The sequence below is a fragment of the Armatimonadota bacterium genome, assembly GCA_017303935.1.
Taxonomy (GTDB): domain Bacteria; phylum Armatimonadota; class Fimbriimonadia; order Fimbriimonadales; family Fimbriimonadaceae; genus JAFLBD01.
On record JAFLBD010000002.1, the window covers coordinates 304,746 to 327,299 of the forward strand.

At 54.2% G+C, this 22,554-nt stretch carries 21 protein-coding genes and 1 other RNA gene; 9 read left to right on the top strand and 13 right to left on the bottom strand.

The window, feature by feature from the left end:
- The first annotated feature begins 141 nt into the window (after positions 1-141).
- Positions 142-981, top strand: coding sequence for a GGDEF domain-containing protein (locus tag J0L72_06060; protein ID MBN8690341.1), 840 nt, complete (start codon positions 142-144; stop codon positions 979-981).
- A 3-nt stretch (positions 982-984) separates the two neighbouring features.
- Here J0L72_06060 and J0L72_06065 read toward each other — a convergent pair whose 3' ends face one another.
- Positions 985-1,971 (bottom strand): NAD(P)/FAD-dependent oxidoreductase, encoded by a 987-nt coding sequence (locus tag J0L72_06065; GenBank protein ID MBN8690342.1) that lies wholly within the window; start codon positions 1,969-1,971, stop codon positions 985-987.
- A gap of 78 nt (positions 1,972-2,049) precedes the next feature.
- Positions 2,050-2,523 (bottom strand): DinB family protein, encoded by a 474-nt coding sequence (locus tag J0L72_06070; protein MBN8690343.1) that lies wholly within the window; start codon positions 2,521-2,523, stop codon positions 2,050-2,052.
- Between the two features lie 114 nt (positions 2,524-2,637).
- On the opposite strand from J0L72_06070, the gene mnmG reads away from it, so the two are divergent.
- Genes mnmG through J0L72_06100 form a run of 6 tightly spaced genes read left to right on the top strand, consistent with a single transcriptional unit; the run spans position 2,638 to position 8,905 of the window.
- Positions 2,638-4,539, top strand: coding sequence for a tRNA uridine-5-carboxymethylaminomethyl(34) synthesis enzyme MnmG (gene mnmG, locus J0L72_06075; GenBank protein MBN8690344.1), 1,902 nt, complete (start codon positions 2,638-2,640; stop codon positions 4,537-4,539).
- A 59-nt stretch (positions 4,540-4,598) separates the two neighbouring features.
- Positions 4,599-4,766 (top strand): 30S ribosomal protein S21, encoded by a 168-nt coding sequence (rpsU, locus tag J0L72_06080; GenBank protein MBN8690345.1) that lies wholly within the window; start codon positions 4,599-4,601, stop codon positions 4,764-4,766.
- Positions 4,767-4,824: 58 nt separating this feature from the next.
- Positions 4,825-6,333 carry an HDIG domain-containing protein gene (locus tag J0L72_06085; protein ID MBN8690346.1) on the top strand — a complete coding sequence of 503 codons (1,509 nt, stop codon included), beginning with the start codon at positions 4,825-4,827 and terminating at the stop codon, positions 6,331-6,333.
- Between the two features lie 7 nt (positions 6,334-6,340).
- Positions 6,341-6,739 (top strand): rRNA maturation RNase YbeY, encoded by a 399-nt coding sequence (ybeY, locus tag J0L72_06090; protein ID MBN8690347.1) that lies wholly within the window; start codon positions 6,341-6,343, stop codon positions 6,737-6,739.
- A complete protein-coding gene (locus tag J0L72_06095) occupies positions 6,740-7,453 on the top strand; it encodes a diacylglycerol kinase (GenBank protein ID MBN8690348.1) in 714 nt (237 codons plus the stop codon).
- Positions 7,454-7,456: 3 nt separating this feature from the next.
- Positions 7,457-8,905, top strand: coding sequence for an HlyC/CorC family transporter (locus tag J0L72_06100; protein MBN8690349.1), 1,449 nt, complete (start codon positions 7,457-7,459; stop codon positions 8,903-8,905).
- Here J0L72_06100 and J0L72_06105 read toward each other — a convergent pair.
- From J0L72_06105 to J0L72_06125, 5 genes are all read right to left on the bottom strand, one after another.
- Positions 8,902-9,801 (bottom strand): protease complex subunit PrcB family protein, encoded by a 900-nt coding sequence (locus J0L72_06105; GenBank protein ID MBN8690350.1) that lies wholly within the window; start codon positions 9,799-9,801, stop codon positions 8,902-8,904. The genes J0L72_06100 and J0L72_06105 overlap by 4 nt on opposite strands.
- 70 nt (positions 9,802-9,871) lie before the next feature.
- Positions 9,872-11,098 (bottom strand): MFS transporter, encoded by a 1,227-nt coding sequence (locus tag J0L72_06110; GenBank protein MBN8690351.1) that lies wholly within the window; start codon positions 11,096-11,098, stop codon positions 9,872-9,874.
- 66 nt (positions 11,099-11,164) lie between these two features.
- Positions 11,165-11,782: a hypothetical protein gene (locus J0L72_06115; GenBank protein MBN8690352.1), complete on the bottom strand. Its 618-nt coding sequence runs from the start codon at positions 11,780-11,782 to the stop codon at positions 11,165-11,167.
- Positions 11,783-11,811: 29 nt separating this feature from the next.
- Positions 11,812-13,068: a sigma-70 family RNA polymerase sigma factor gene (locus J0L72_06120; protein ID MBN8690353.1), complete on the bottom strand. Its 1,257-nt coding sequence runs from the start codon at positions 13,066-13,068 to the stop codon at positions 11,812-11,814.
- Between the two features lie 158 nt (positions 13,069-13,226).
- Entirely contained in the window at positions 13,227-14,429 is a 1,203-nt protein-coding gene (locus tag J0L72_06125; GenBank protein ID MBN8690354.1) for a type II secretion system F family protein, read from the bottom strand.
- 160 nt (positions 14,430-14,589) lie between these two features.
- Between J0L72_06125 and J0L72_06130 the strand changes: the two genes are divergently transcribed.
- Positions 14,590-15,831, top strand: a complete 1,242-nt coding sequence (locus J0L72_06130) for a competence/damage-inducible protein A (protein MBN8690355.1) — start codon at positions 14,590-14,592, stop codon at positions 15,829-15,831.
- On the opposite strand, the gene lipB is transcribed toward J0L72_06130, so the two are convergent.
- Both lipB and J0L72_06140 read right to left on the bottom strand, forming a co-directional pair.
- Positions 15,811-16,464 (bottom strand): lipoyl(octanoyl) transferase LipB, encoded by a 654-nt coding sequence (lipB, locus tag J0L72_06135; protein ID MBN8690356.1) that lies wholly within the window; start codon positions 16,462-16,464, stop codon positions 15,811-15,813. The genes J0L72_06130 and lipB overlap by 21 nt on opposite strands.
- Positions 16,461-18,194 (bottom strand): adenylate/guanylate cyclase domain-containing protein, encoded by a 1,734-nt coding sequence (locus J0L72_06140; protein ID MBN8690357.1) that lies wholly within the window; start codon positions 18,192-18,194, stop codon positions 16,461-16,463. Before J0L72_06140 ends, lipB begins: the two co-directional genes overlap by 4 nt.
- A 95-nt stretch (positions 18,195-18,289) precedes the next feature.
- Here J0L72_06140 and rnpB point away from each other — a divergent pair.
- Positions 18,290-18,613, top strand: an RNA gene (gene rnpB, locus J0L72_06145) — RNase P RNA component class A.
- A gap of 1 nt (position 18,614) precedes the next feature.
- Here rnpB and J0L72_06150 read toward each other — a convergent pair.
- The 4 genes from J0L72_06150 to J0L72_06165 are packed head-to-tail and all read right to left on the bottom strand — an operon-like array spanning position 18,615 to position 22,549.
- Positions 18,615-19,787 carry a TIGR03790 family protein gene (locus J0L72_06150; GenBank protein ID MBN8690358.1) on the bottom strand — a complete coding sequence of 391 codons (1,173 nt, stop codon included), beginning with the start codon at positions 19,785-19,787 and terminating at the stop codon, positions 18,615-18,617.
- Entirely contained in the window at positions 19,780-20,436 is a 657-nt protein-coding gene (locus J0L72_06155) for a glycosyltransferase family 2 protein (protein MBN8690359.1), read from the bottom strand. The genes J0L72_06150 and J0L72_06155 overlap by 8 nt, the downstream gene beginning before the upstream one ends.
- A complete protein-coding gene (locus tag J0L72_06160) occupies positions 20,433-21,413 on the bottom strand; it encodes a GNAT family N-acetyltransferase (GenBank protein ID MBN8690360.1) in 981 nt (326 codons plus the stop codon). The genes J0L72_06155 and J0L72_06160 overlap by 4 nt, the downstream gene beginning before the upstream one ends.
- Positions 21,389-22,549, bottom strand: coding sequence for a primosomal protein N' (replication factor Y) - superfamily II helicase (locus J0L72_06165; GenBank protein MBN8690361.1), 1,161 nt, complete (start codon positions 22,547-22,549; stop codon positions 21,389-21,391). The genes J0L72_06160 and J0L72_06165 overlap by 25 nt, the downstream gene beginning before the upstream one ends.
- Positions 22,550-22,554: the final 5 nt, after the last annotated feature.

A 22,554-nucleotide genomic window follows, 5' to 3' on the forward strand; every position in this document is an offset into this window, starting at 1 on the left:
CACAATTGAACCGCCAGCTTTGCCCTTTGCCCGGGGCCGCTAAGGCAGGTATTTGTGAGTGTTTTTGGGCTCGAAAGGGCCTTTGGCGCAGATTGCGCATACCAATATTCTGATCTTTACGTCAGAGAGTTGGATACGAAATTGAAGAACCTTGAAGATATGAATTTGGCAGCGGTGTGGGTGAACCCGAATCACACGGTGCAGGCAGCAAAGGTTCTGATGCGGGGATTTGGGATCAAGGCGCTTGCCATCCTCGAAGCCTCAAAAATCCTGGGAATCGTATCCCTCGATAGCCTTCAGGATGCGGATGAGCAAAGCGAAGTTCGGGGCTACCTTCGCCCTCTTCCGACGACTCTTGGGCCGAAGATTGGCGTGGTTCAAGCGGCACAAAAATTCGTTGACGAGGACCTCGAAGTGGCGGTCGTCGTTGATGAAGATCGATTTGTCGGGCTGGTGACCTCAAACATGCTCCTCAAAGAGCTTCGGCGCTCGTGGGATCCGCTCACCGGATTGGGTTGGAGCGACCGACTGCGCGAGTGGGGCGCAAATCAGCTTTCGCAGGGTCAAGAAATCACGGTCTTGTTCATCGACCTCGACGATTTTGGGAAGTACAACAAGCAATACGGCCATGTGGTCGGTGACCGCGTACTCAAAAAGGTAGCGAATCTGCTCAAGGACACCATCGATCCTAAGCGGGATGTGCTCGTGCGGTTCGGCGGTGATGAGTTCGCGATTGCGACATTGCGTCCACGCCAGCAGGCCGAAGATCTTGGCGCGCTGATCAAAGACCGTTCTGGATCGATGTTCCTGGAAGAAGCTTATCGCCCGATCACATTCTCGGTGGGAGTTGCTGGTGGCCGCCGGTCGGTCATCCGCCCGGATATCCATGCCGCGGCAACATTCGACGAGTTGGTCAACGCGGCCAGCCGCGATGCCCAGGCACAAAAGGTTCTACGCAAAGCCCGCCAGGCTGCAGAATAGCCGTTAGAGCGAAAGGTCCGAGCTGTGCCCAGGGAACAGTTTGGCAGTCGGGTCCAACATCGTTTTCGCCACGCAGACGGCTGAAGCTGCTTCGCCGACTCCAGTCGCGATCAATTTGAGCTTGCCCTCAAAGTTGCACACGTCTCCAACCGCAAAGATACGATCAAGATTGGTGCGGTAGAGATGATCCACCAAAATCTGGTTCTTCTCGATGTTCAGGCCCCAATCTTTGATCGGGCCGAGCGACGATTTGAACCCAATGTTGACAATGACCTTGTCGCAGTCCAGCTCGGAGCGCTCCTTTGTTTGAGTATTTTCGAGCGTGATTGATTGGAGCGTTTCATTGCCGTTCAGTTCCGCAACCGTGCTCCAGAGGTGGAACGGCACGCCAAGATTTTGAACTTGCTGGATTGTCTCTTCGTGCGCGCGGAAGACGTCTCGCCGATGAATGATGCAAATCTGTTTTGCGATGCCATGGAGATTCAGAGCCCAATCAAAAGCGCTATCTCCACCCCCAACGATGGCCACCCTTTTGCCTTCAAATTCAGACTTGTTCCGGACCCCGTAGTGCAGCCCTCGCCCGACCCAAGAGTCCTCGTCTTCAAGCCCAATTTTCGTGGGTGAGAATGCACCTGCGCCAGCGGCGATGATGATGGTGCGGGTTGGATATCGCTCTCCCGTGCGGGATTCGATGATGTACCCCTCTTCGCCATCGGAAATCAGAGTCTCGGCGGTCTGCTCCAGAACGACGTCTGGCCCAAATTGGAGCCCTTGGTCGATCATTCCCTGTGCGAGATCTTTGGCCAGTACTTTCGGAAAGCCAGGCATGTCGTAAACGAACTTCTCGGGATAGAGCGCGGTGAGTTGTCCACCGAGCTCGGGCAGGGAGTCGATGATCCTCACCGAAAGGTGCCTGATTCCGGCGTAAAACGCGGCGAAGAGCCCAACTGGCCCACCGCCCAAGATCGTCACATCAACTCGTTCGTGCATAGGTGCATTCAGGAAGGTACCGCAAAAAACAAACCTCTCCTGGCGATCCAAGAGAGGTTTGTGCTGCGAACAACGTGCTCAGACGATGGTAGCGACTTCGGTGGCAAGGTAAAGGCTCAGCTGGTCGATATGTTCCATATCATGAGCGAGCGCAAAACCGATGTATTCGCGAATCGAGATCGCGGTGCCATCTGGCTTGACAAATGTCTTGTCCCAGCATTCTGGGCTGAGCGTCGAAAGGTATTCGAGCGTCATTCCACGGCGGGTTTCAAAAACTTCAGCTTCGTGGAAAACATCCTTCGTCGCAAACTTGTGTTCGGCATTTCGAGCATCGGCGTCATACGCCTCAACGCTAGTACCTGGCTTCATGTTGGCAACGCGGATTCTCTCGAGGACGGTTTGTTCGTAATCGGATAGGTGCCCAATGACTTCTCTGGCGGTAAAGCGATCTCGTTCGATGCGATCGTCGAGCCTGTCATGTGGGAAAACGCGGAGGATTCTTTCTACAATGTGAGGGCCTTTTGAAAAGGCGTTTAGCATCCATTCCTGCATATGTATAGCTTACTGGAGTTTTGAAATTTCTGCATGCAAAAACCCCCGAATTTTTGCGGAGGTAAGTTCAAAAACAGCTCTGATTTCGGATTATTTCTGGTAGCTTAATGCGTTGTGATCGAACCCAAGGTGATCGTGGTCGGAGCGGGGCAAGCAGGCATTGAGGCTGCTTTGGCTTCCGCGCGGCTCGGAATCCCCACACTTTGTATCACTCTTCGCCTAGATCGGATTGGTCATTTGCCGTGTAATTGCAGCATCGGCGGCCCGGCCAAGGGCCATATCGCTCGTGAAGTCGATGCGCTGGGTGGGCAGATGGCAGTCACAACAGATCACACACTGACCCACATCCGAAGAGTTGGAACAGGCAAAGGCCCGGCAGTCCAAACTTTGCGCGCCCAAGTCTGTAAAACACGCTATCCCGCTTTTATGCGTAACGTGCTGGAGCTGTGCCCGAATCTTTCACTGCTCGAGGGAACGGTGGAGTGGATCGAGACCTCGGGCGGCAGGGTCACAGGCGTTCGCGCACGAATCGGATCGTCTTCCGAAGAAACTCGGATCGCGTGCCAGTCCGTCGTGCTCACGACTGGAACGTTTTTGAACGGGCTCTGCCACGAAGGAAGCAACAAAACGGTTGCTGGACGCGAAGGCGACGCCGCCGTGCATGGAATCAGTCCTTTCTTGGAGTCGGTCGGAATTCGAGTCCGACGATTCAAAACCGGCACCACGCCTAGAATCAAATTCTCGTCGATCAACCAAGAGTTGACGAGTTTGCTGGAGAGCGAGCCAGACGCTGGGGCGCTCAGCTTCATGTACGACCAGCCGATGCCAGAGCGAGAGTTGTTGCCATGTTGGCAGACTTCAACGAACGCCCAAACCCACGCGATTCTCAAGGCGAATCTGGGCAAATCGGCGATGTTCAGTGGCCAGATACAGGGCGTCGGTCCTCGCTATTGCCCGAGCGTCGAAGACAAAGTCGTTCGGTTTGAAGACAAAGACAGCCATCCAATTTTTCTCGAGAAAGAGGAGTGGGATTCTGAGTCGATCTACGTTCAGGGTTTTTCCACTTCAATGCCCGCCGAAGTTCAACTAGAGGCTTTAAGATCGATTAGAGGGCTCGAAAGCGTGGAGATGATGCGCCCGGGTTACGCGGTGGAATACGACATGGCCGATCCGCTCCAGCTCCGCGACACCCTCGAAAGCAAGCAAGTGGAGGGACTCTATCTTGCGGGGCAATTGAACGGCACCAGCGGATACGAGGAAGCCGCTGGACAAGGCATCATAGCCGGAATCAACGCCGCATTGAGCGCTAAGGGCGAGCCGCCATTCAAAGTTGATCGAAGCACAAGTTTCATCGGTGTGATGATCGATGATTTGATCACGAAGGGGGTGGAAGATCCTTACCGCATGCTCACCGCGCGCGCGGAGTACCGGTTGGTGCTTCGCCACGACAACGCAGATCAGCGCCTCACGCCGGCTTCCAGGGATATCGGATTGTGCAGCGATGAGCGTTGGGAACGGTTCAGCCGGAAGATGGAGGCGATAGATCGCGGCCGTGAGTGGCTGGATTCCGGAACGCTTTCTGGCGCGCATTCAGAGCTGATTGATCAAATGCCGACCTCGCCCGTGCTCAATAAGATGAGCTTCTTTGACTTTTTGCGCCGGCCAGAAATTCGGCTGGAGCAGGTGGAATGGCTTGGCGATCGGCTGAATCATCTCTCGCCGAAGCTAGAAAGCAAAGAAGTTCGAGATCAATTGGAACTTGCAGCCAAATATCACGGCTATATCGAAGTTCAAACACGCCAGATTGAGCAAAGCAAGAAGCTGGAATCGATGCCAATTCCAGATGGATTTGATTGGAAGATCGTAAAGGGCATCAGCTACGAGAGCCTAGAAAAGTTGAGCCGAATAAAGCCTCAAACATTAGGGCAAGCGAGCCGAATTCCTGGAGTACGCCCGAGCGATATTGCGCTGATCATCGGGCACCTAAGAACACCAGTTTCCCCAGCAAAATCATGAGGATTCCACTTTGGCTTCCCGATCATGTATAATAAGCGCTCTAGAAGGAGTCTATTTCTTTGATTCACGTTGTTGTACAAAATGGTGAGAGTATTGACAGTGCGCTCAAGCGCTTCAATTTGAAGGTCCAGCAGAGCGGTGTTCTTCGCGACTTGAAAGAGCACGCACACTACGAAAAGCCGTCCGAGCGACGCCGAAAGGCCGGTCGCCGACGCCGCATTCAATAAAGCGCTTCTGTAGTACTGGAGGGGCGCGCAGGATTCACTTGCGCGCTTCTTTATGTAAATGAACGACATTCCTTTACGTAGTTTTTTAAAACAAGACCTCTGGGTCGGCAAGTGGCTCGGTCACCTTCGCGAACTCTTCTGGGTCTTGCTCTGTACCCTCGCACTGACCACATTGCTGTTGGTGCACCGCGCGAATCCTCTTGATTGGCGCAACGCTGGTGGTCTCGCCATCATCACGATCTCTGTGATCGTGCTCACAAGGTTTCACGTACGGCACACGCCGCTGGGTGGCGTTGTCGCTCGTACCGCGGAGCGAATCCTCTGGATCGGCAGTCTGGCCGCAGTCGCGGGTGTACAGATTCTCACTGAATCCTTGGGGCGTCGTAGCCTGGAAGGCGTCGGCTATTTGATGTGCGCGCCGATTCTGGCCACGGCGATGCTGTTGTCGGCTTTGCTTGGCCCGGCGATCTCGCTCTTTTGCCTCACCACCATCTGCTTCTTGCTCGGTATCAGCGGCGCACTCAGCATCGACTTCTTGGTAGTGAGTTGGCTGGCTGCAGCCGTGGGCGCGCACGCGGTGAACCCGTTGAAGCAACGCTCAGACCTACTTCGGGCAATGTCGATCGTCGCCGTGGCGCAAGGCACCATTGCCGCTGGAACCACCGCCATGCAAGTCGCTACCGTTCGACCGGTGATCGAGTCGATGGGATGGGCCGTGCTGAGCGCGGTGATCGCGACCAGCATTTTTTGGCTGGGCGTGATCGTGGTCGAAAAGATCTTTGGCTTGGTGAGCGACTGGTCGTTGCTGGAACTCTGTTCGCCGGAGCACCCAGTTCTGAAGGAGCTCACGCTCCGCGCTCCAGGAACCTACGCACACTCTGTGATGGTGGGGAACTTGGCCGAAAATGCCGCGCGGGCTATTGGCGCAAACCCGGTCCTGGTTCGAGCGCTGGCGTATTTCCACGACATCGGCAAGCTGGAACGCCCGAGCTATTTTATTGAAAACCAGGTCGGCGAAAACCCTCACGACACCTTGCCGCCGCATGTCAGTGCGCGAATTTTGGCAGCACATGTGAGCGATGGAATTGAGCTGGCCAAAAAGCATCGATTGCCAAAGCAAATCTGGGATGGAATTCACCAGCACCACGGCACGAGCTTGATGACTTACTTTTATGGCCGGGCGATCGAAGATCACGAGCCAACCCCCGAACTTGAATCGTCTTTCCGATATTCAGGACCAAGGCCACAAACACGCGAACTCGCCGTGCTGCACCTCGCAGATAGCGTCGAGGCGGTGAGCCGGTCCATTCCGCGAGGAAGCACTGAAGAACTGGAAATTGCGATCAAGAGAATTATTGAGGAACGACGTGCCGACGGTCAATTGGACGAGTGCGACCTCACTTTTCGCGATCTCCGCACGATCGAAACCTCTTTCCTGCGATCTCTGGGTGCACTTCGACACGAGCGCATTGCCTATCCTGAGGATGTCTTAACCCATGCGCCCGAAGCACCATCGCATCTTGATCTCGAACAACTCCGGTCGTCGTATCCCAACCAAGAGGATTGAACTCGCATTGAAGACTTTACTGGCGCATGAAAACGCGCGATTCGGGGATGTTTCGGTGTTGGTGACAACAGACGAAGAGATTCGCGGGCTCAACCACAACTGGCGACAACTCGATGAGACCACCGACGTGCTCAGCTGGCCTGCACCAGACCTTCCCGGCATGGGGATCGGGGACATCGCGATCTCTTTTCCAATGGCGGAAAAGCAAGCCAAAGCGAGAGGAGCCGCGGTCGCCGACGAAATCTGCCTGCTAGCGATCCACGGAGGATTACACTTGTTAGGCTACGACGATCTCACCGAGCCTGACCACGCGGAAATGATGCGCAAGATGGGCACGATTGCGAGATTGGCAGAAATTCCCATGGACCAGGAGTGGGCGAGTCTCCCGCACGGAGGGGATGCCTAAATGCCGTCGGTAAGTGACGTTCTCAATCCGTTTCGCGTCGCGATCAGCGGCCTGGTGTACACCTTCAAAACCCAGCGCCACATGCGCGTTCACATGTATGTGACGATCTTTGTGGTGGTAGGTGCAATGCTGCTTCGCCTTCGAACACGCGAAGTGCTCGTCCTGCTGTTCATGATCAACTTCGTGTTGGTGGCCGAAATGTTCAACAGCGCCATCGAAGCGACGGTTGACCTAGCGTCGCCGAATTACCATCCGCTGGCAAAGTTCGCCAAGGATATTTCTGCCGGTGCGGTGCTGATCACGACGATCATGGCGGTGCTGGTTGGAGTTCTGATCGCGGTCGGTGACGATGCCTGGGAGAGAATCCGGGTCGCCTTGACCAGCGAGCAGCCTGGCACTCCTTTGACCTGGAGAATTTTCCTCGGAAGTCTTGTTTTGTTTACCATTGTCGTCATCGGGAAGGGTCTCGGAAAGCGAGGCACCGTTCTTCGTGGCGGAATGGTGAGTGGACACGCGGCGTTTGGTTTCTTTTTTGCCGGCGCAGTGATGTTTATGTCGGATTCGCCAATGATTACAGTTTTGGCGATGGCTCTGGCTGTGATTGTGGCGCAGAGTCGATGGGAAGCCAAAATCCACTCTTTTGGCGAACTCGTATTGGGTGCGACGGTCGGATTGGTGCTCTCTGTAGTCACCTTCGGTCTGATGCCCAAATAGATTATGAAAACGGAACCTGATCGTAGTTACTCGACCCGAACCTGGCGCACAGCGTTGTGTGCTGGGGTGATGCTGGTGTTACCAGGAATTGCCTTGGCGGCCGAAACGCAGGAGATGTTGCCGACCACAATCCCCTCCTATGCAGGGATGATTGTCGCGATCGTTTTGGTGGTGACGTTCCTCAATGGACTCTTTGTCGCTGCCGACACCGCCATCGAACTTCTGCGGAGCTCGCACGTCAAGATCGTCCAGAATGGCCAATCCGAACGTCTTCAGGCGCTGATCGATGGCAAGCCGCAATACGTCGCTGCGTGCACATTGGGCTCTCAGACGATGCGAGCTTGGATGATGATTCTCTCCTTTGTGCCGGCTCCATCGCTCGCGCATTGGTACGAGGCGCAGAACGGTATCACCGCCGAATGGTGGCACGTGCTGGTCGCTGGGATCGTGATCACCCTTCCTGTCGCGGCGGTCAACGTGATTTTCGGAGAATTGGTGCCCAAGAGCTATGCCGCGCAATACCCTCACCGGGTCGCGCTTCGACTGTACCGAATGGTGCGTACCACTGCGCTGGTATTCGCGGTTCCGGGCCGAGTGTTGACGGGCATCGCCAATCTGGTGACGAAACGGTTTGGAGCATCCGCAAGTTTTAGCATCCCGAATCTCGCCGAGGAAGAAATTAAGAGCATGGTCGAAAGCGCCCAAGAGATGGGTGAGATCGAAGAGCAAGAAAAAGAACTCGTCCACGCCGTTTTTGAATTTGGGGACACGATTGCCCGCGAAGTGATGACTCCTCGCGTCGATCTAGACAGCGCGCCCATTACTGCCAGCATTCAAGAGATCATGAAGATCATCGTCGAATCTGGACATTCGCGCATTCCGCTGTACGAGGAAACTGACGACGAAATTTTGGGACTAGTCCACGCCAAAGACCTCATGATTGCGGAAATGAAACAGGCCGATCAAGCGCAGGATTTGCGCACCTTCTTGCGTCCTGTGATTTTCGTTCCTGAGAACAAACCGCTTCACGATCTTCTAAGGGAAATGCAGACCGAGCGCGTTCAGATGGCGATCGTTCAAGACGAGTTTGGCGGCACTGCAGGCGTAGTGACGATCGAAGACATCGTCGAAGAACTTCTCGGCGATATCGTCGACGAGTACGATACCGACGAAAAGCCGATCAAACCGGCCGGAAATGCCTGGGATGTTGAGGGCAAGGTAAACCTTTACGACCTCAACAATGAGATAGGGACCCACTTTGAAAGCGAGGAATTCGATACGTTAGGGGGATATGTTTTTGGGCTATTTGGCCGCCAGCCAAAGCCAGAAGAATCCTACTTCCACGAAGGATACAAATTCACCGTGACTGCAACGGATGCGCGGCGGATCGTCCGTGTTCGTGTAGAAAAAACGGACGATCTCGCGACTCAGGTTGAAGAGTTGATCAGTTAGTTCCAGGGTCGGCCTGGCAACTTTCTGATCTGCGGGTTGGTGGTGTAGCGAGGTAGCCGCAACAGCAAGTAAGGCGAGGTGTATCGGCTATTACCGATGCCCTGATCGTAGTCCACGTACCAGCTGATTGAAAGCTTGCCGGAACTATCGAGTAGAACTCGGTCGATCTCAACTCGCGCGCCGGGCTGATTGGTTTGGCCCGCGTGAAGCGCAATCACAATCTCATCACTCCAACTAATGGATCTCAGGAGGTTATTGGTGAGTTCTCGGTTAGGTTGAACAGCCTTCCAATATTCAACAAACTCGCTCTCAGTCGTAAGCACGAAACTTCGGCAATCGCGGTAGTTGCTGTACGATCCCTTGTCAACTTGATTCCATCGGATCGGCTTGGTGTCTGGACCATAGGTATAGCCAGGGCCGATGATCACTGTTCCGCCATCGTAGCCCTCGCCGACGTTGCATCGAGTGAATTTTGGATTTCCGGCGGTTTTGTTAACGCGCACGACGATGTACGGGCTCGTGATCGCTTGAGTCACAAACTCGCCTCGCAATGGAGCGACTTCGCCATATCGCGCTTCAATCACATTGGTGTCGAGGTACTCAGCGCCCAGAAACCGCAGAGAATAGCCTCCAGTTGGTCGTTCGCCAAGGCAGATCACCCAGAGCTCATCTTTCATCCAGTCGACACCCCGAGGAGCGAGGTTGGCCGGCTCACCGGTAACTTCGGTCCAAGTTCGTTGCCAGTCTGCGTTTGTCTTGATGCGATAGGTGCGGAACGACTTCAGTTTGCCGTTCGTGCCTTCGCGAAAGACCGAATACTGAATCGGCGGTTTGGTCGGATCGTTGAAATGTTGAGCCGATGCCCACATGGCCAACATGGATATCAAAAATAACATAATCACGCGCATCGTATTCTGTTAGACGCCAACCGGCGATCTAGGTTACGATTTCCGTGACGCTGCGCCCCTACTCTTCCACAAAATTCATGTCGTGATGGAAGGTTTCTGGCATGATGCTCACCGCCCAGATCGCCGCGGCAAACACAATCGCACCAATGAAACTGAGCGTAGCGATATATCCAATTTTGGGTTCGAAAAAGTGGACACAAATCGAAATGGGGATGACGATGCCGCGGACGAAACTCGGTGCGGTGGTCGCCACCGTACCGCGCAAGTTCGTGCCGAAAATCTCTCCACTGGTGGTCACAAACACTGCCCAATAGCCGGCTCCCAGCCCACCGATGAACATCGTCCAGTAGAACGCATCACCTGTTTTGCAAAGCGTAAACAAGGCCGCGATCGCCAAGATCATCCATCCGTAAGCAGCGAAGAAAGCCTTGCGACGGCTCTTGATTTGCTGGCTCAGCGCGCCGAATAGGATGTCGCCAAAGCACAGCCCAAGTGCTCCGATAGCGATGACATCCGGGAGCTTGGCGGGATTCGCGATGCCAAGAGCTTGCTGCACTTCTGCATTGAAGGTCATCAATGCGCCGGCAAAATACCACACCGGGACTCCGGCCAAGATAATCGCGAGATATCGCCTTCGCCGGTCTTTGGTTTCGAACAGATGCCTGAAGTCGCCGCGCTTAACATCATCGCGGTCTTTGACGTTCTCGAACATCCCGGACTCCAAAACGCCAACGCGCATCAGAAGCAGCAAGAGCCCCATGCCACCGCCGATAAAGTAGGCCGTGCGCCAATCAAAAGACTTTGCGACCAACGGTGCAGCCACGGAACCGAATACGCCTACTGTGGCGACGAAGGTCGTTGCCCATCCGCGTTTTTCTTTGGAAACGAGTTCGCTGACTAGCGCGATGCCTGCACCGAGTTCACCCGCCAATCCGACCCCTGCCACGAATCGGCACGCGGCGTAAAGGTTCACGTCATGAACAAATCCGTTTGCGATATTCGCCAATGAGTAGGTGAGAATGCTGCTGAACAGCACCGTAAGTCGGCCCTTGCGGTCGGCCACGATCCCGAATAGAATCGCTCCCACCATAAAGCCTGCCATCTGGAAATTGAGCAGCATTTCGCCAATCGACTTGACTTGGGTGCCGGTGTACCCCAAGCCTTCGAGGCTACTCTTCCGAAGGGAGCTATACAACCAAATATCGAAGACGTCGACAAAGTAGCCGAGGCTGGCGACGATAATCGCGAGGGTGTTGGAGGCCGCACTGCCGCCGATCTTACGCATAACGCTCAGACGTCACAGCCCCCGAATTGGACGCGATTCGTCGGCAGAGTGCGCGTTATCCCGAGACTAGAATTTCCCGGTGACGACCAAAAACGCGATATATCCCACCAAGGCGAGGTTGTGGACGCTGTGATAGTACGAAGATTCTCGTATCCGGCCGACCTTGTATCGCCAGGTGAAGAATAAGCCCGAAAAGCAGAGAGCGACTGCGGCGGCGATTGGTACGCCAACGATCATGTGCATAAAACCGAACTTTGTGGAGCGAATCAGAGCGTCCGAAAAGTCCGTGGTGCCGCGGCGAAAAATCTCTTCTTCCCGGCGGGCAAGCCTCGGGATATTGAGCGCAAGCAAAATGATAAACGCAGGCCCAAACCACTTGTTTTGAGTGGAGGACACGATCAGATTGGTCCCCGGATTTTCACCATCGGCTGGGGTCGCAACAAGGTTCAGCCAGCTCCAAGAGAAGATCTTCTCGTTTGCAGCCCAAAGCGCGTAGATGATGCCAAAGACAACAGCCACTTCGGCGGTGACCAGCAAAAACGCCTTGGCCCACTCCAGAGGTGTCCGCTTGGCAAAAACGGTCAGATGACGCTTGAGCTGCCCCGAACGAAGGTATTGCACAAAGTCGTATGCCAAGTAAGCAGCGAATGCGAACTTGATCAGCTCAAGAGGAGTGAAATTCATGCCGAGTTGTGCCTACGATACCTATTTCTTTAGGCGGCCTGACTGTCCTCGTTCGATGGATCGGCCCATTCACAAGCTTCGTTGAGCAGGTCTTCCATCGTGCGATTTTCGCCGTCCATGTAACTGTAGCCGCAGGTTGCACGGATCACGCCATGTGGTCCTCGCCGAGTTGCTGTCCAAGGGTTCAATCGGTTCTCAAGTCGAGCTTTGACCACGCTAGCGGTGCCACCCGTCATTGGGAGAATGATCCCGAATCCGTCCTTGCCATAGCAGCACAGAACGTCGAGTCTGCGGACCAGATCCTTGATGTAGTCGGCAGCATCGCTCAGGAAGTCGCGGACACTTTCGGCGCCGTAATAGTTTTGGAGTCCGTTCAGGCCTTCAAACTTGATTACGACCACAGCAACGGGAACGTCGTCGGCCGCCGCGCGGTGAATTTCTTCTTCGAGTCGGCCCTTAAAGTACGCCTCGTTATACAGGCCGGTGTTCAGGTCCACCACGGCTTCGTCCACATTTTGGCGCTGCTTCTTCAGCATTCGATCGCGTTCTTCTTCATTCGAGAGGATGCGTCGGAGCTTCGAGAGCGATTGTCGCAAGATGTGGCTGACGTAGTTGCAAGAAATGCCGAGTCGATTTGCGATTTCAGTTTGGCTGAGCGATTCAAAGTGAAACGCCGTCAAAACTTCTCGCTCTAGATCGCGAAGTTGACCCATCGCGCTCGTCAAGACGAGCCGATCTTCCACGCCCATCGATTCATTGGTGCAAGCGGGCATGTTGTCAATTTCGTTTCCGTCTTCTTCGCCTGGGAGCATGGCGTCGAAAGACCCGACCTTTAAAAGGTCTGCAGTGGAATGAACTTCAGCAATGGCAGATTCACTGACTCCGAGCTCTTCGGCGATTTCCGTCGGAGTTGGAACTCGTCCGAATTCAGCTTGAAGTTTCAATGTTGCTCGGTTCACTTTGTGCCTCAATTCCTGCAGCCAGGCAGGATGCCGGATGACCTGCGATTTGTCTCGCAGATAGTGCTTAATTTCTCCCGCAATGAGGTGGGTGGCATAGGTGTTAAACCGCACCCCCGCTTCCGGGTCAAACTTTTTCAGTGCGTTCAGAAGGCCGATATAGCCCACTTGAACGAGGTCTTCGAACATCTCAATCCCTGAGAATCTTCGAGCAATCCGCTCCACGGTTGGCGCGAATTGAACCAGAATCATGTCCTTTAGGTCCGGTCTTGGGTTCGCGAAGTATCGCTGAACCAGCATTTCCGGGTCCTGGAGGACCTTTTGCATTTCTCCCATTTTTATCACTCCCTGATGTTTTTGGTTAAGCCCAGAATCCTTTCTGGACTGTTGCCATCCGGTCACATCCTTGCTCCCGTCCGGCGATTATTAAGTTGTAGCCAAAGCGCTTTCCGGGCGGATTTCAAGTCCGCCCAGAGCGCGAATTCTTATTTCACTTCGTTGACGATCGAGAAGATTGGGCTCATCACCGAGATCGCGATGAATCCCACCACGACGCCCATAAAGATGATCAGCGCAGGTTCGATCATCGAGGTCAAACCTTTCACGGTTTGTTCCACTTCTTGATCATAGAAATCGCCAATTTTGACCATCATTTCGCTGAGTCGGCCCGACTCTTCGCCGATGTCGATCATCTGAGTCACCATGGTCGGGAAAAGCCCGCTGGCGATCAATGGCGCGGAAAGTCGATTACCTTCTCGAATGCTCAATCGGGTCTGTTCGATTGCAGAATTGAGAACTTGGTTGCCCAGGGTTTCTCCGACGATCTCGAGACTTCGCATCATCGGCACACCAGAGTTGATCAACGTGCCGAACGTACGGGTAAACCGGGCAACGCTCATCTTGAGCACCAGTTCCCCGATGACCGGAGTCTTCAGTTTCAAATAGTCGAGCTTGTAGCGGCCCTGATCGGTCTTGCCCCACATCTTGATACCGATCCAAATTCCGGCGACGACGATCAAAATCATCCACCAGCTGGCCTGCATAAAGTCACCAAAGGCGAACAGCTTTGCCGTGATCGGAGGGAGCTTAGAGCCCATGTCCGCAAAAATTTCTTTAAACTTTGGAAGCACAAAGCTGAACAAAACGAACAGCATGAGGATCGAGAAGCCAAAGACGAGCACTGGGTACATCATCGCGCTCTTGATCTTCGCCTTGACCTCCGCTTCATATTCCAAGAAGCCTGAAAGCCGTTCGAGAATGGTGTCCAAAATACCGCCGAGCTCTGCCGCGCGGACCATGTTAATGTAGAGCTTGCTAAAACAGTGCGGGTGTTTGACCAGAGCTTCGTTCAGCGCCGCGCCGGATTTGACGTCTGCGAGCACCATTTCCAAGGCCTTCTTGAGCACAGGATCTTTTTGCTGCGCCACCAAAATTTCCAAACAGCGCAGAATTGGAATACCGGCGTCAATCATCGTCGCGAACTGCCGCGAGAAAATCACCAGCGATTTTGGCTTCATTTTCCCGGCAGTGATGGCGCCGCCTTTGGCAGCCTTGCCTGGCGCGATGTCCAGAACGTGCATGCCTTGATCGCGCAATCGGGCAAGTACGCCCGTTTCGCTTTCGGCGTCCATCGTGGACTTAATGGTGCGACCACTCGAGTCCATGGCGGTGTATTCAAACAATGGCATTGATTAGAAACCCCTAATGTTTTCAGGCGCAAATCGCCCCAACACAATAAGAAATAGGTTCTTTGGGGTGAATTCTTAGGTTCAAAATTCGCTTGCTTTAACGCTTTGAACTCATAGGGTTGAAGTCGATTGTTAAGTTTCGTTACACAATCTAGTAATCATGCGAGCAGAAGTGGTTTCCGTGGGCACCGAACTCTTGTTAGGATCGACGATCGATACGAACGCCGCGACCTTGGGCCAGTTGCTCGCCGAGTGCGGAATCGATTGCTCGTTTCGCCAAACGGTCGGCGATAACCTTGAACGCGCGACCCAAGCGATTCGGCAGGCACTCGATCGGTCCGATTGCGTGATTACCATCGGCGGGCTCGGACCAACAGAAGACGACCTCACCAGAAACGCAATCGCTGCGAGTTGCGACGTCGAACTAGTGCTTCAGCCAGAGATGCTCGCCACCTTAAAGCAGATTTTTGATCGCCGAAACCTGAAGTGGGTGGATTCAAACCAACGACAAGCAATGCTTCCGGTCGGAGGGCAATTCATCGACAATCCGTTCGGAACCGCCGCCGGAATACGAATGGACGTCGACGGCAAGATCATTCTGGCGTTGCCTGGGCCGCCACGCGAGTTCAAGCCGATGCTCGCCAACTATGTCAAGCCATTGCTTGCCAAACTTTCTGGAGGAAGCATCATCCATTCGAAAGTCCTGCGCGTATGCGGGATGGGTGAAAGTAGGGTCGAAGATGCCATCAAAGATCTGCTCCACACTTCCAACCCGAGCATCGCGCCGTACGCCAAAACGTGGGAAGTCCACCTTCGGCTCACCGCCCGCGCAAAGAATGTCGCAGAAGCCGAGGAGCTGATCCGTCCACTAGAATCAGGCGTCCGTCAGATTCTGGGCGCGCATGTCTACGGTACGGATGAAACGACCCTCGAAATGGCAGTCGGTGAGCGGTTGGCAGCCCTCAATCTGACGGTGTCGGCCGCAGAAAGTTGTACCGCTGGACTCCTTATGAGTCGTCTCGCCGCAGTGCCCGGCGCGAGCCGATATTTGGTCGGCGGAGTGGTGACCTACACCGAGCAAATGAAAATCCAAGAACTCGGGGTACCAGAGCAGTTGATCGAAGCCCATTCTCCAGTTAGTGAGCAAGTCGCCGAGCAAATGGCAATTGGCGCGCGCAAGAGATACGGTACGTATTACGCCCTTGCGATCACCGGTGTGGCCGGTCCCGGGCCAGACGACCGCGAGAATCCGGAAGGGTTGGTCTATGTGGCTCTTGCTGGTCCGCACCAAGTCGAAGTGGAGCAGCACCACCTTGGAAAGGGCAGGGATTCGATTCGAATGCGAGCGTCGCAAGCCGCGCTGACGCTGCTTTGGCGGCGATTAAACCACACCGAACTGTAAGTCAAATACTTGCTCGAATGCTTGAATCGTCACAGCTTTGACCTCGTCTACGGTCACATCGCGGCCGAGGATCATGCTCAACGAAGTGACCCCGTACCCCACGATCCCACACGGAATGATGAGCTGAAATCCGTCCATCGCGTTGTTGCAATTCATCGCGATTCCGTGCACGCTCACCCACTTTTTGATCTTGACTCCAATCGCGCTAACCTTCTTGTCCCCGATCCATGCGCCCGTATGAGGTGGAAATCTGCGTCCCTCGATTCCGTAGTGAGCGAGAACCGCGAGTTGGGTCTCTTCAAGATCGCGAAGCCATTTGTGGAGGTCCTTTCCGTGTCGGGTCAAATCGAATATCGGATAAATGACGAGTTGCCCGGGGCAGTGGTAGGTGACGTCTCCCCCTCGGTCGGTCCGAACAACGTCAACTCCCTTTTGCTTCAGTTGTTCAGGAGTGAAGAGAAGGTTCTGTTCGTGGAATCCCGCCCCGAGAGTCAGCACGGGCGGATGCTCGACGAAGATCAAGGTGTCTGGCGCGCCCGCCATCACCATTTCGGCGACCTCAAGCTGTTTGTCCCAAGCCTCGTTGTAGGGTAATCGGCCAAGATCGAGCAGCAACGCTGAGGACTGGCTCAAACCGTTCGCATCTCCAACTTATAGACCACTTGATTGTCCACCAGTAGATTGAGAGCTTCTCCGCGAAGTCCGGGCATCGTCTCCCAGACTCGCTCGGTTAAGGCAATTCCGCCGACCTCACTTGCAGCTTCGACGTGTGCGGCGATGTCAATCACTTCGGTGAATTGGACCTTCTCGATGTGACCGACGATGGTGCCTCGGTGAATCCCGATTCTCAGCTTGAACGGCATGCTGAGCTTGTTGACGGTGTTGTTGAATTCGCGGATTTTCTCCTGAATATCTTCCGAGGCGGCGAGAGCATCGATCGGGTTGTTGAACACCATGATCGCCCCGTCGCCAGCCGTCGAAAGCACTTCGCCGTTATGCTCTTGAGTAACACGCTCAAGCATTTGCTGGTACGCGCGGAACGACCACTCGGCGACATAGGGGTCCGCCATCATCTTCATCACCGACGACTTTTCTGCATCAACAACCACAACGGTGATGTCTCGTGGACCGGGGTTCAATCGCCTTTGGATGTCCAGATACTCGTAAAGCAACGTTTCGGGGTCGTTCAGCTGCATCATTCGATCTCGCAATCCACGTCTTTCGATGGCACCTGCGATACCTGCAATGACTCCAATAACTATGGCGAAAATAAGTCCAGCCACGTGGCTCGCAATGTCACCAGTCCCTGGAACCGGGACATTCAAGAGATACAGCCCGATCAACATCGGTATATTGCCGCACACCGTGTAGAGCATCGAAATGAGTACGGACCGCCAAACTTTGCCGCCCAAGAAGGCGAGTCCCGTCTGGATTGTAATGGAAAGCAATCCAATTAGCCCTGCTGAAATTGCAGATTGGAACGAGGCATGATCAATACCGAATCTCTGTTCCAGGATCCCCACAAGCAGCACGACGATCGTGCTCATGCAGAACGAAACCACACCGGCCCAACTCCAGGGGTTGCTTTCGATCTGCTTAAACAGCGGCAATGAGTGCCAGCCGTGGAGATCGACTTTGTTCTCTGATGCTGCATTGAGCCGCTCTTCGAGTTCAAACAGTCGCTCGAGCAGATCTTGCCGAGAAAGGTAATCCTTGCTGAGCTCGATGCGCCGCATCCGAATGCCCGCTCCAACAAAGGAGAAAATCGCGCCGAAAAACCCGTAGACGATCGCCAGTACAAAGAACGCGAGACCGGCTATCGCGAACTTTTCAATAGGGGTTTGTCCTCTGTCCGATCCGTTTCGGAGGATCATGATTCCCGCTCCGATCAACATTGAGGCATAGGAGATGGCAGTCCCGAGGAAAACAGTGCGGAATTTGCCATGTCGCATCATGCATAAGTAATGGAGGAGCGTGGTGCCAAGGATCGCGATAGCCTGCACGATGTCGTCACTTTGGATCGAAATGCCACCGCCACTCGAAGCGACCGTTTTGCCACCAGAGGTCTCGCCGATGAGGAATAAAACGATGCTCAGCAGGATCGTGACCAAGAAGAAAGCGCCGGCGTTTTCGGTGATGCTCATCCAAAGATCGCCGCACCATCTCATCCATGCTGGGACCTTGAAGCGCTTAGCTTCTCGTTGACGATTGCCTTGGCTCGCACGCAGATCAACTTGAGTCATCGCGCGCTCGATCAACGACGGACTCACCCCTGCAAGTTGTGCAAGGTCCGATGGGCTCTCATCGATAGCGGAAGGGTTTTGGCGCAGATAACTGGCCAGCTTCACCGCCTCGGATGCCAAAAAGGGAGTTTCAGGTGTGGTCTGCAATCGTTTCGACCCTGAATGTGATACTAAATTGTAGGCGATTCTGGTTGCATAAGTGTATCCTTAGTCCCGGAGCAGATCGGGTAGCGGCCTCAAGGCAACTTGGGGAGGAAAGTCCGGACTTCAAAGGGCATGGTGCCCTCGGCAACGGGGGACGGGGCGACCCGATGGAAAGTGCAACAGAAAGTAGACCACCGATGGGTAACCCTCGGAACGGGTGAAACGGTGAGGTAAAAGCTCACCAGAGGCAGGGGTAACTCTGCTTGCTAGGCAAACCCCACCAGAAGCAAGGCCAAATAGAGAGACATTGACGTTGCCCGCAGAGTCTCTGGGTTGGCCGCATTAGAGAAATCGCTACACAAAGACAGAATCCGGCTTACAGATCTGCTCTCAAACTCACTTTTTCGCGTATGGTCGACAAAGTGGGTCGCCAATCACGACGTCCTTCCAGAGCACCAGTGGGGAACTCGCGTAAAACGATTCCGCGAGATTGTAGCCGTCGGTGTATCGGTCCATCAGAATGTCTACACGGCAAAGCGCAGAGGTCCATGGCTCGCTGACATAGCCTTTGACCCCGGTGACTCCATTCGCAATCAAATCACCAATCAGGCTCTGGCCTTCTTCGCTCGGAATGAAGGTTCGAGCACTGGTGGAAACGTACGTTTCGCAGATCGAGCCCGATAGGAATTTGAGCCCGCGGTAAGTTTTCAGGTCAAACTTTCCGTCGTTAGAACCCCAGCTGACATAGCCCATCATTGGCTTGCCTGGATTTAAAAATGGCGCGGTCTTATCGATCCGGACTTCTTTGTTCTTCTGCAACAACTTCGCGACTGCCGCTTCCATTCGGACTTGGTGCCAACCCGCACTTTCCGGCATTTCAGGATTGTTGGTGCGGTTCTCCGCTTGATCGAAGAAGAATAGCCCTTTTTCGGGCTGAGCCTTGACCGATCGCTCGACCAGCCGCTTGGCATCGGTCAGCGAAAAAGCATCAAGTCGTGTGACCAGATAGATGCCGTAATCTTTGCTATTGAACGGCTTTTTGGCATCGTAGTAGGGGTTTTTGCAACGGATCATCCCGTCTTCGGTCGGTGCCTTATCGTTTGGCATCGGTTCGACGCGAAGGTTCATCCCGGCGATCTGACCGTCCACTGAATATCCCCACCAACTATCGATACGAAACGGAATTCCCTTGGTCAGAACAATGTAGTCAATCCGCTCTTTGCTGGCTTCGATCGCGGTTTTGATCGGCTCCAAAATGTCCTCTTTGAACCGAGCCATACTGGTCTCTTCGAGAGGGGGGCACTTGATCTGGACAATGTTTGAAGGTGGCACCTTTCGCTTGCGAGCGTAATATTCGGCGAGCTCGATCCCTTCTTCGGAATCGATGTTGCAAACGAGGAGCAAGTGCTTGGATTCTTCGGTGCCAGCAGTTTCGGCGACATTCATTCGGATGGATTCAATGTCGTCCTTGAGAACAACTGGTGGTTCATCATGGGGCTTGTCGCAACCGACCAGCGCGACACCTAACATCGCGAACAAAACTCCCCATTTCCCCAAAATCCTATTCATCCCGTTCATTCTCTCGCTTCACGATAAAGTATGTTCGTCCAATCTCAGCGTACATCTTTGCTCGGGCCTGCGCACCACGTACCAGTCCGAGCTTCTGCTCTTTGTGTCGGTGGCTGACACCTTGCAGCACACACCGATTCACCCGATCTCCGCGCTTTTTTGCAGCGAGATTGATCGCAACCTCGATTCCCAACCGGCAACTTCGAGGGTCGTTTATTGAATTCCATATTTCGCGGACTAAGGCACGCTGTCCGCTCAATTCCGGAGAAACGCGCTGAGCGGTATCGCTCCAAAATCGCCCGTCACCGAACACTCCGACGTTCATCTCACAACTTCCGCTGGCGACCGGCTCAATCAGGTCCTTGATGTGTTCCGCTCGCAATCCGATGAGATCGCCGTCCAAAAATAGAATGACTTCTGGATCGAGGATTTCAACGCCTGAGGCCATTGCGGCGCCTTTGCCAAAGTTCTCATCGTGCTGAAGCACTTGGACGCCTTGAAATTCTCGCGCAATATCAGCGGTTTTGTCGGTGCTGCCGTCCGCCACGACCACCGACTGGAATTCATATCCGGCCTCGCACACCGCCTCCAGAACTTGTCGTATTGTTGGCTCTTCGTTGAGCGCCGGAATGACCACGCCGATCTTCACTTTGCGTGTCCCTCCAACCAGGCGCGCAATCGCTGCTCACTCATGTGTTTTGCGACTTCAATCCGTAATTGAGTGGCCGACCTCGCCGAAGGAATTCGAACATATTTCTCGGTGCACGTTGGATTCCAGCGCTTTTTGTACGGTTCCGTGCCGCGCAGAAAATCGAAGCGCTTCAACCCGAGTTGAATCGCACGATTGATTGCCTCGGCGATCATCATCGAGCCGGGACAAAGCTTGGCGCATTCCGGGTCGAATCCACACTGATAGAAGAAAAATCGATCGCCAGCTTTCATCCCATACAAGCAACCAATCGCGCGCCCTTGGTGTTCCAATTGTAGCGTCTGTGCCACCTCATTGGCCCCAAATTGCCGGTGGAATTGACGCACTTGTCTTGAGAAGAAGGAACCTGGCATCAGCCGTTTGTGCCAGCGCTTGGCATGGAGTGCGAACAGATTATCGAAGAAGTTGTCGCCAATATTCCAGCGGAAGCAGAGATCCGAGTTGCGAAATCCTCTGCGGACATCCGCCCTCAAACTTTTGCTCAGAGTATTGAGATGGGAGTCAAGCGATTCGGGAAGATCGAGGACATAATGCTCTCCCGCGGCCAATGGCATCCTTCCCGAAAAGTCTATAAGACCGTCCGGGACAGAGGACACTTCCAGATTTGGGAAACGAGCGATCGCTTTAGAAACTGCGCCTTGAACATCGCCCGAGGTCAATGGGGTGGTTTCGTCACTACGTCTTGCGGCTGCTGGAATGAGCTTGTTCCCAACCTTGCACACAGGCCACAGGAAGTCCTCATCAACCAAAAACTGCAATCGACCTGAGTTGCGACTGGTTTCGCACCACGCGTTCACCCAATCGGGTGAATGGAATGGGTTTGAAGATGGTGATGCCTCAAAGAGCCTATGCCAGCGTTCCGGGATTTCCGCGCTGGGCGGCTGCAACTGCATCAGTAGCTCCTTTCGATTTGCCACGAGGAGCCCGACGACTCCGAATTCTTGTTCTTGTCGGCGAAATAGGCAATGATGCCGATGATGATCAAACCAAGCAGCACCGCGAGAGCAACTTTCCACGCACTGATCGGTGCTTCGCCCTGAATCTCACCGGTCTGGCCGTTGACCAAAAACCGAAACGACTTGCCGCGATATCGGTATCCACCGACCCAGACGGGGAGCAAAACATGCTTGAACGTCACTTCGGAATACGCGGTTGTTTTGGAGTTGATCACTTGCTCATCTCCGCCGATATCGTGGCGGATGGCCATGTTGATTTCAGGCTCCATCATGTCTTGTGCTACCGCCCATCCGTTCGCCAAATCGCGGTCGTAGCGAAGGGTGCGAAAACCGACCAGATATTTTGGGTCGTAAGGCACGATGGCGGGTAGATCCCAAGTCTGCAGCCTTCGCGAATATTGCTCTGGAATCACCGAAGATCCGAGCACCAGAAGATCATCGAATTGCACAAACACGGTTCCTGAGGCTGGATACCATCGCGTATGGCGAACTTGCCGCGTCCGGGTCACCGGGCGACCGTTTTCATAGTCGGTATACGTCTCGGTCACGTAGTAGTATTCGCCGCGCTGACCCGTGTAATCGGTCGTGGTGTCGGAATCGTAAGTCCAAAACGGTACGTACATCCCAGCCAGCTGACCTTCCTTAAGCGCGAGCTTTTTGAGGTCATTTGGTGCCCAGAATCGGCTCCCGAGCCAGTCGCCGACCTTGGCGCGGGCCTCTTTGCTAGGGATTCGAAAGGCCATCACGCCGTTCGGCATGATCCGGTTTTGCGGCGGTGTCTCAACGACGACATTCGAGCCGCAAAACGGACAGCTCTGGGTGACTTCGGTGGGCAGGATCGAAAACTCCGCCGCACACTGGTTGCAATGAACGATCTTGGAGTGCTCTTCTTCGAGGTTTAGGTTCGCCTGATCAAAGTAAGCGTGGATATCGAGTTCTTCGACAACCGTTGTGGGAGGAGCGATCGGAGTGATGTGGCCACAGTAAGGGCAACGCAGAGCCGTGGTGCCTGGCTCGAAGTTAAGCTGGGCACCACATTTTTCGCACGGATACCGCGAGATATCTTGCGAATTCGACTCTACAGGAGGCGTGTCCAATGGTG

Coding starts and splice junctions, on each gene's coding strand:
- J0L72_06130 (MBN8690355.1), top strand. CDS start 14,590: ATGCGAGCAGAAGTGGTTTCCGTGGGCACCGAACTCTTGTTAGGATCG.
- J0L72_06100 (MBN8690349.1), top strand. CDS start 7,457: ATGAAAACGGAACCTGATCGTAGTTACTCGACCCGAACCTGGCGCACA.
- J0L72_06095 (MBN8690348.1), top strand. CDS start 6,740: ATGCCGTCGGTAAGTGACGTTCTCAATCCGTTTCGCGTCGCGATCAGC.
- J0L72_06110 (MBN8690351.1), bottom strand. CDS start 11,098: ATGCGTAAGATCGGCGGCAGTGCGGCCTCCAACACCCTCGCGATTATC.
- J0L72_06120 (MBN8690353.1), bottom strand. CDS start 13,068: ATGCAAAAGGTCCTCCAGGACCCGGAAATGCTGGTTCAGCGATACTTC.
- J0L72_06065 (MBN8690342.1), bottom strand. CDS start 1,971: ATGCACGAACGAGTTGATGTGACGATCTTGGGCGGTGGGCCAGTTGGG.
- J0L72_06125 (MBN8690354.1), bottom strand. CDS start 14,429: ATGCCATTGTTTGAATACACCGCCATGGACTCGAGTGGTCGCACCATT.
- J0L72_06115 (MBN8690352.1), bottom strand. CDS start 11,782: ATGAATTTCACTCCTCTTGAGCTGATCAAGTTCGCATTCGCTGCTTAC.
- J0L72_06085 (MBN8690346.1), top strand. CDS start 4,825: ATGAACGACATTCCTTTACGTAGTTTTTTAAAACAAGACCTCTGGGTC.
- J0L72_06070 (MBN8690343.1), bottom strand. CDS start 2,523: ATGCAGGAATGGATGCTAAACGCCTTTTCAAAAGGCCCTCACATTGTA.
- J0L72_06150 (MBN8690358.1), bottom strand. CDS start 19,787: ATGAATAGGATTTTGGGGAAATGGGGAGTTTTGTTCGCGATGTTAGGT.
- J0L72_06105 (MBN8690350.1), bottom strand. CDS start 9,801: ATGTTATTTTTGATATCCATGTTGGCCATGTGGGCATCGGCTCAACAT.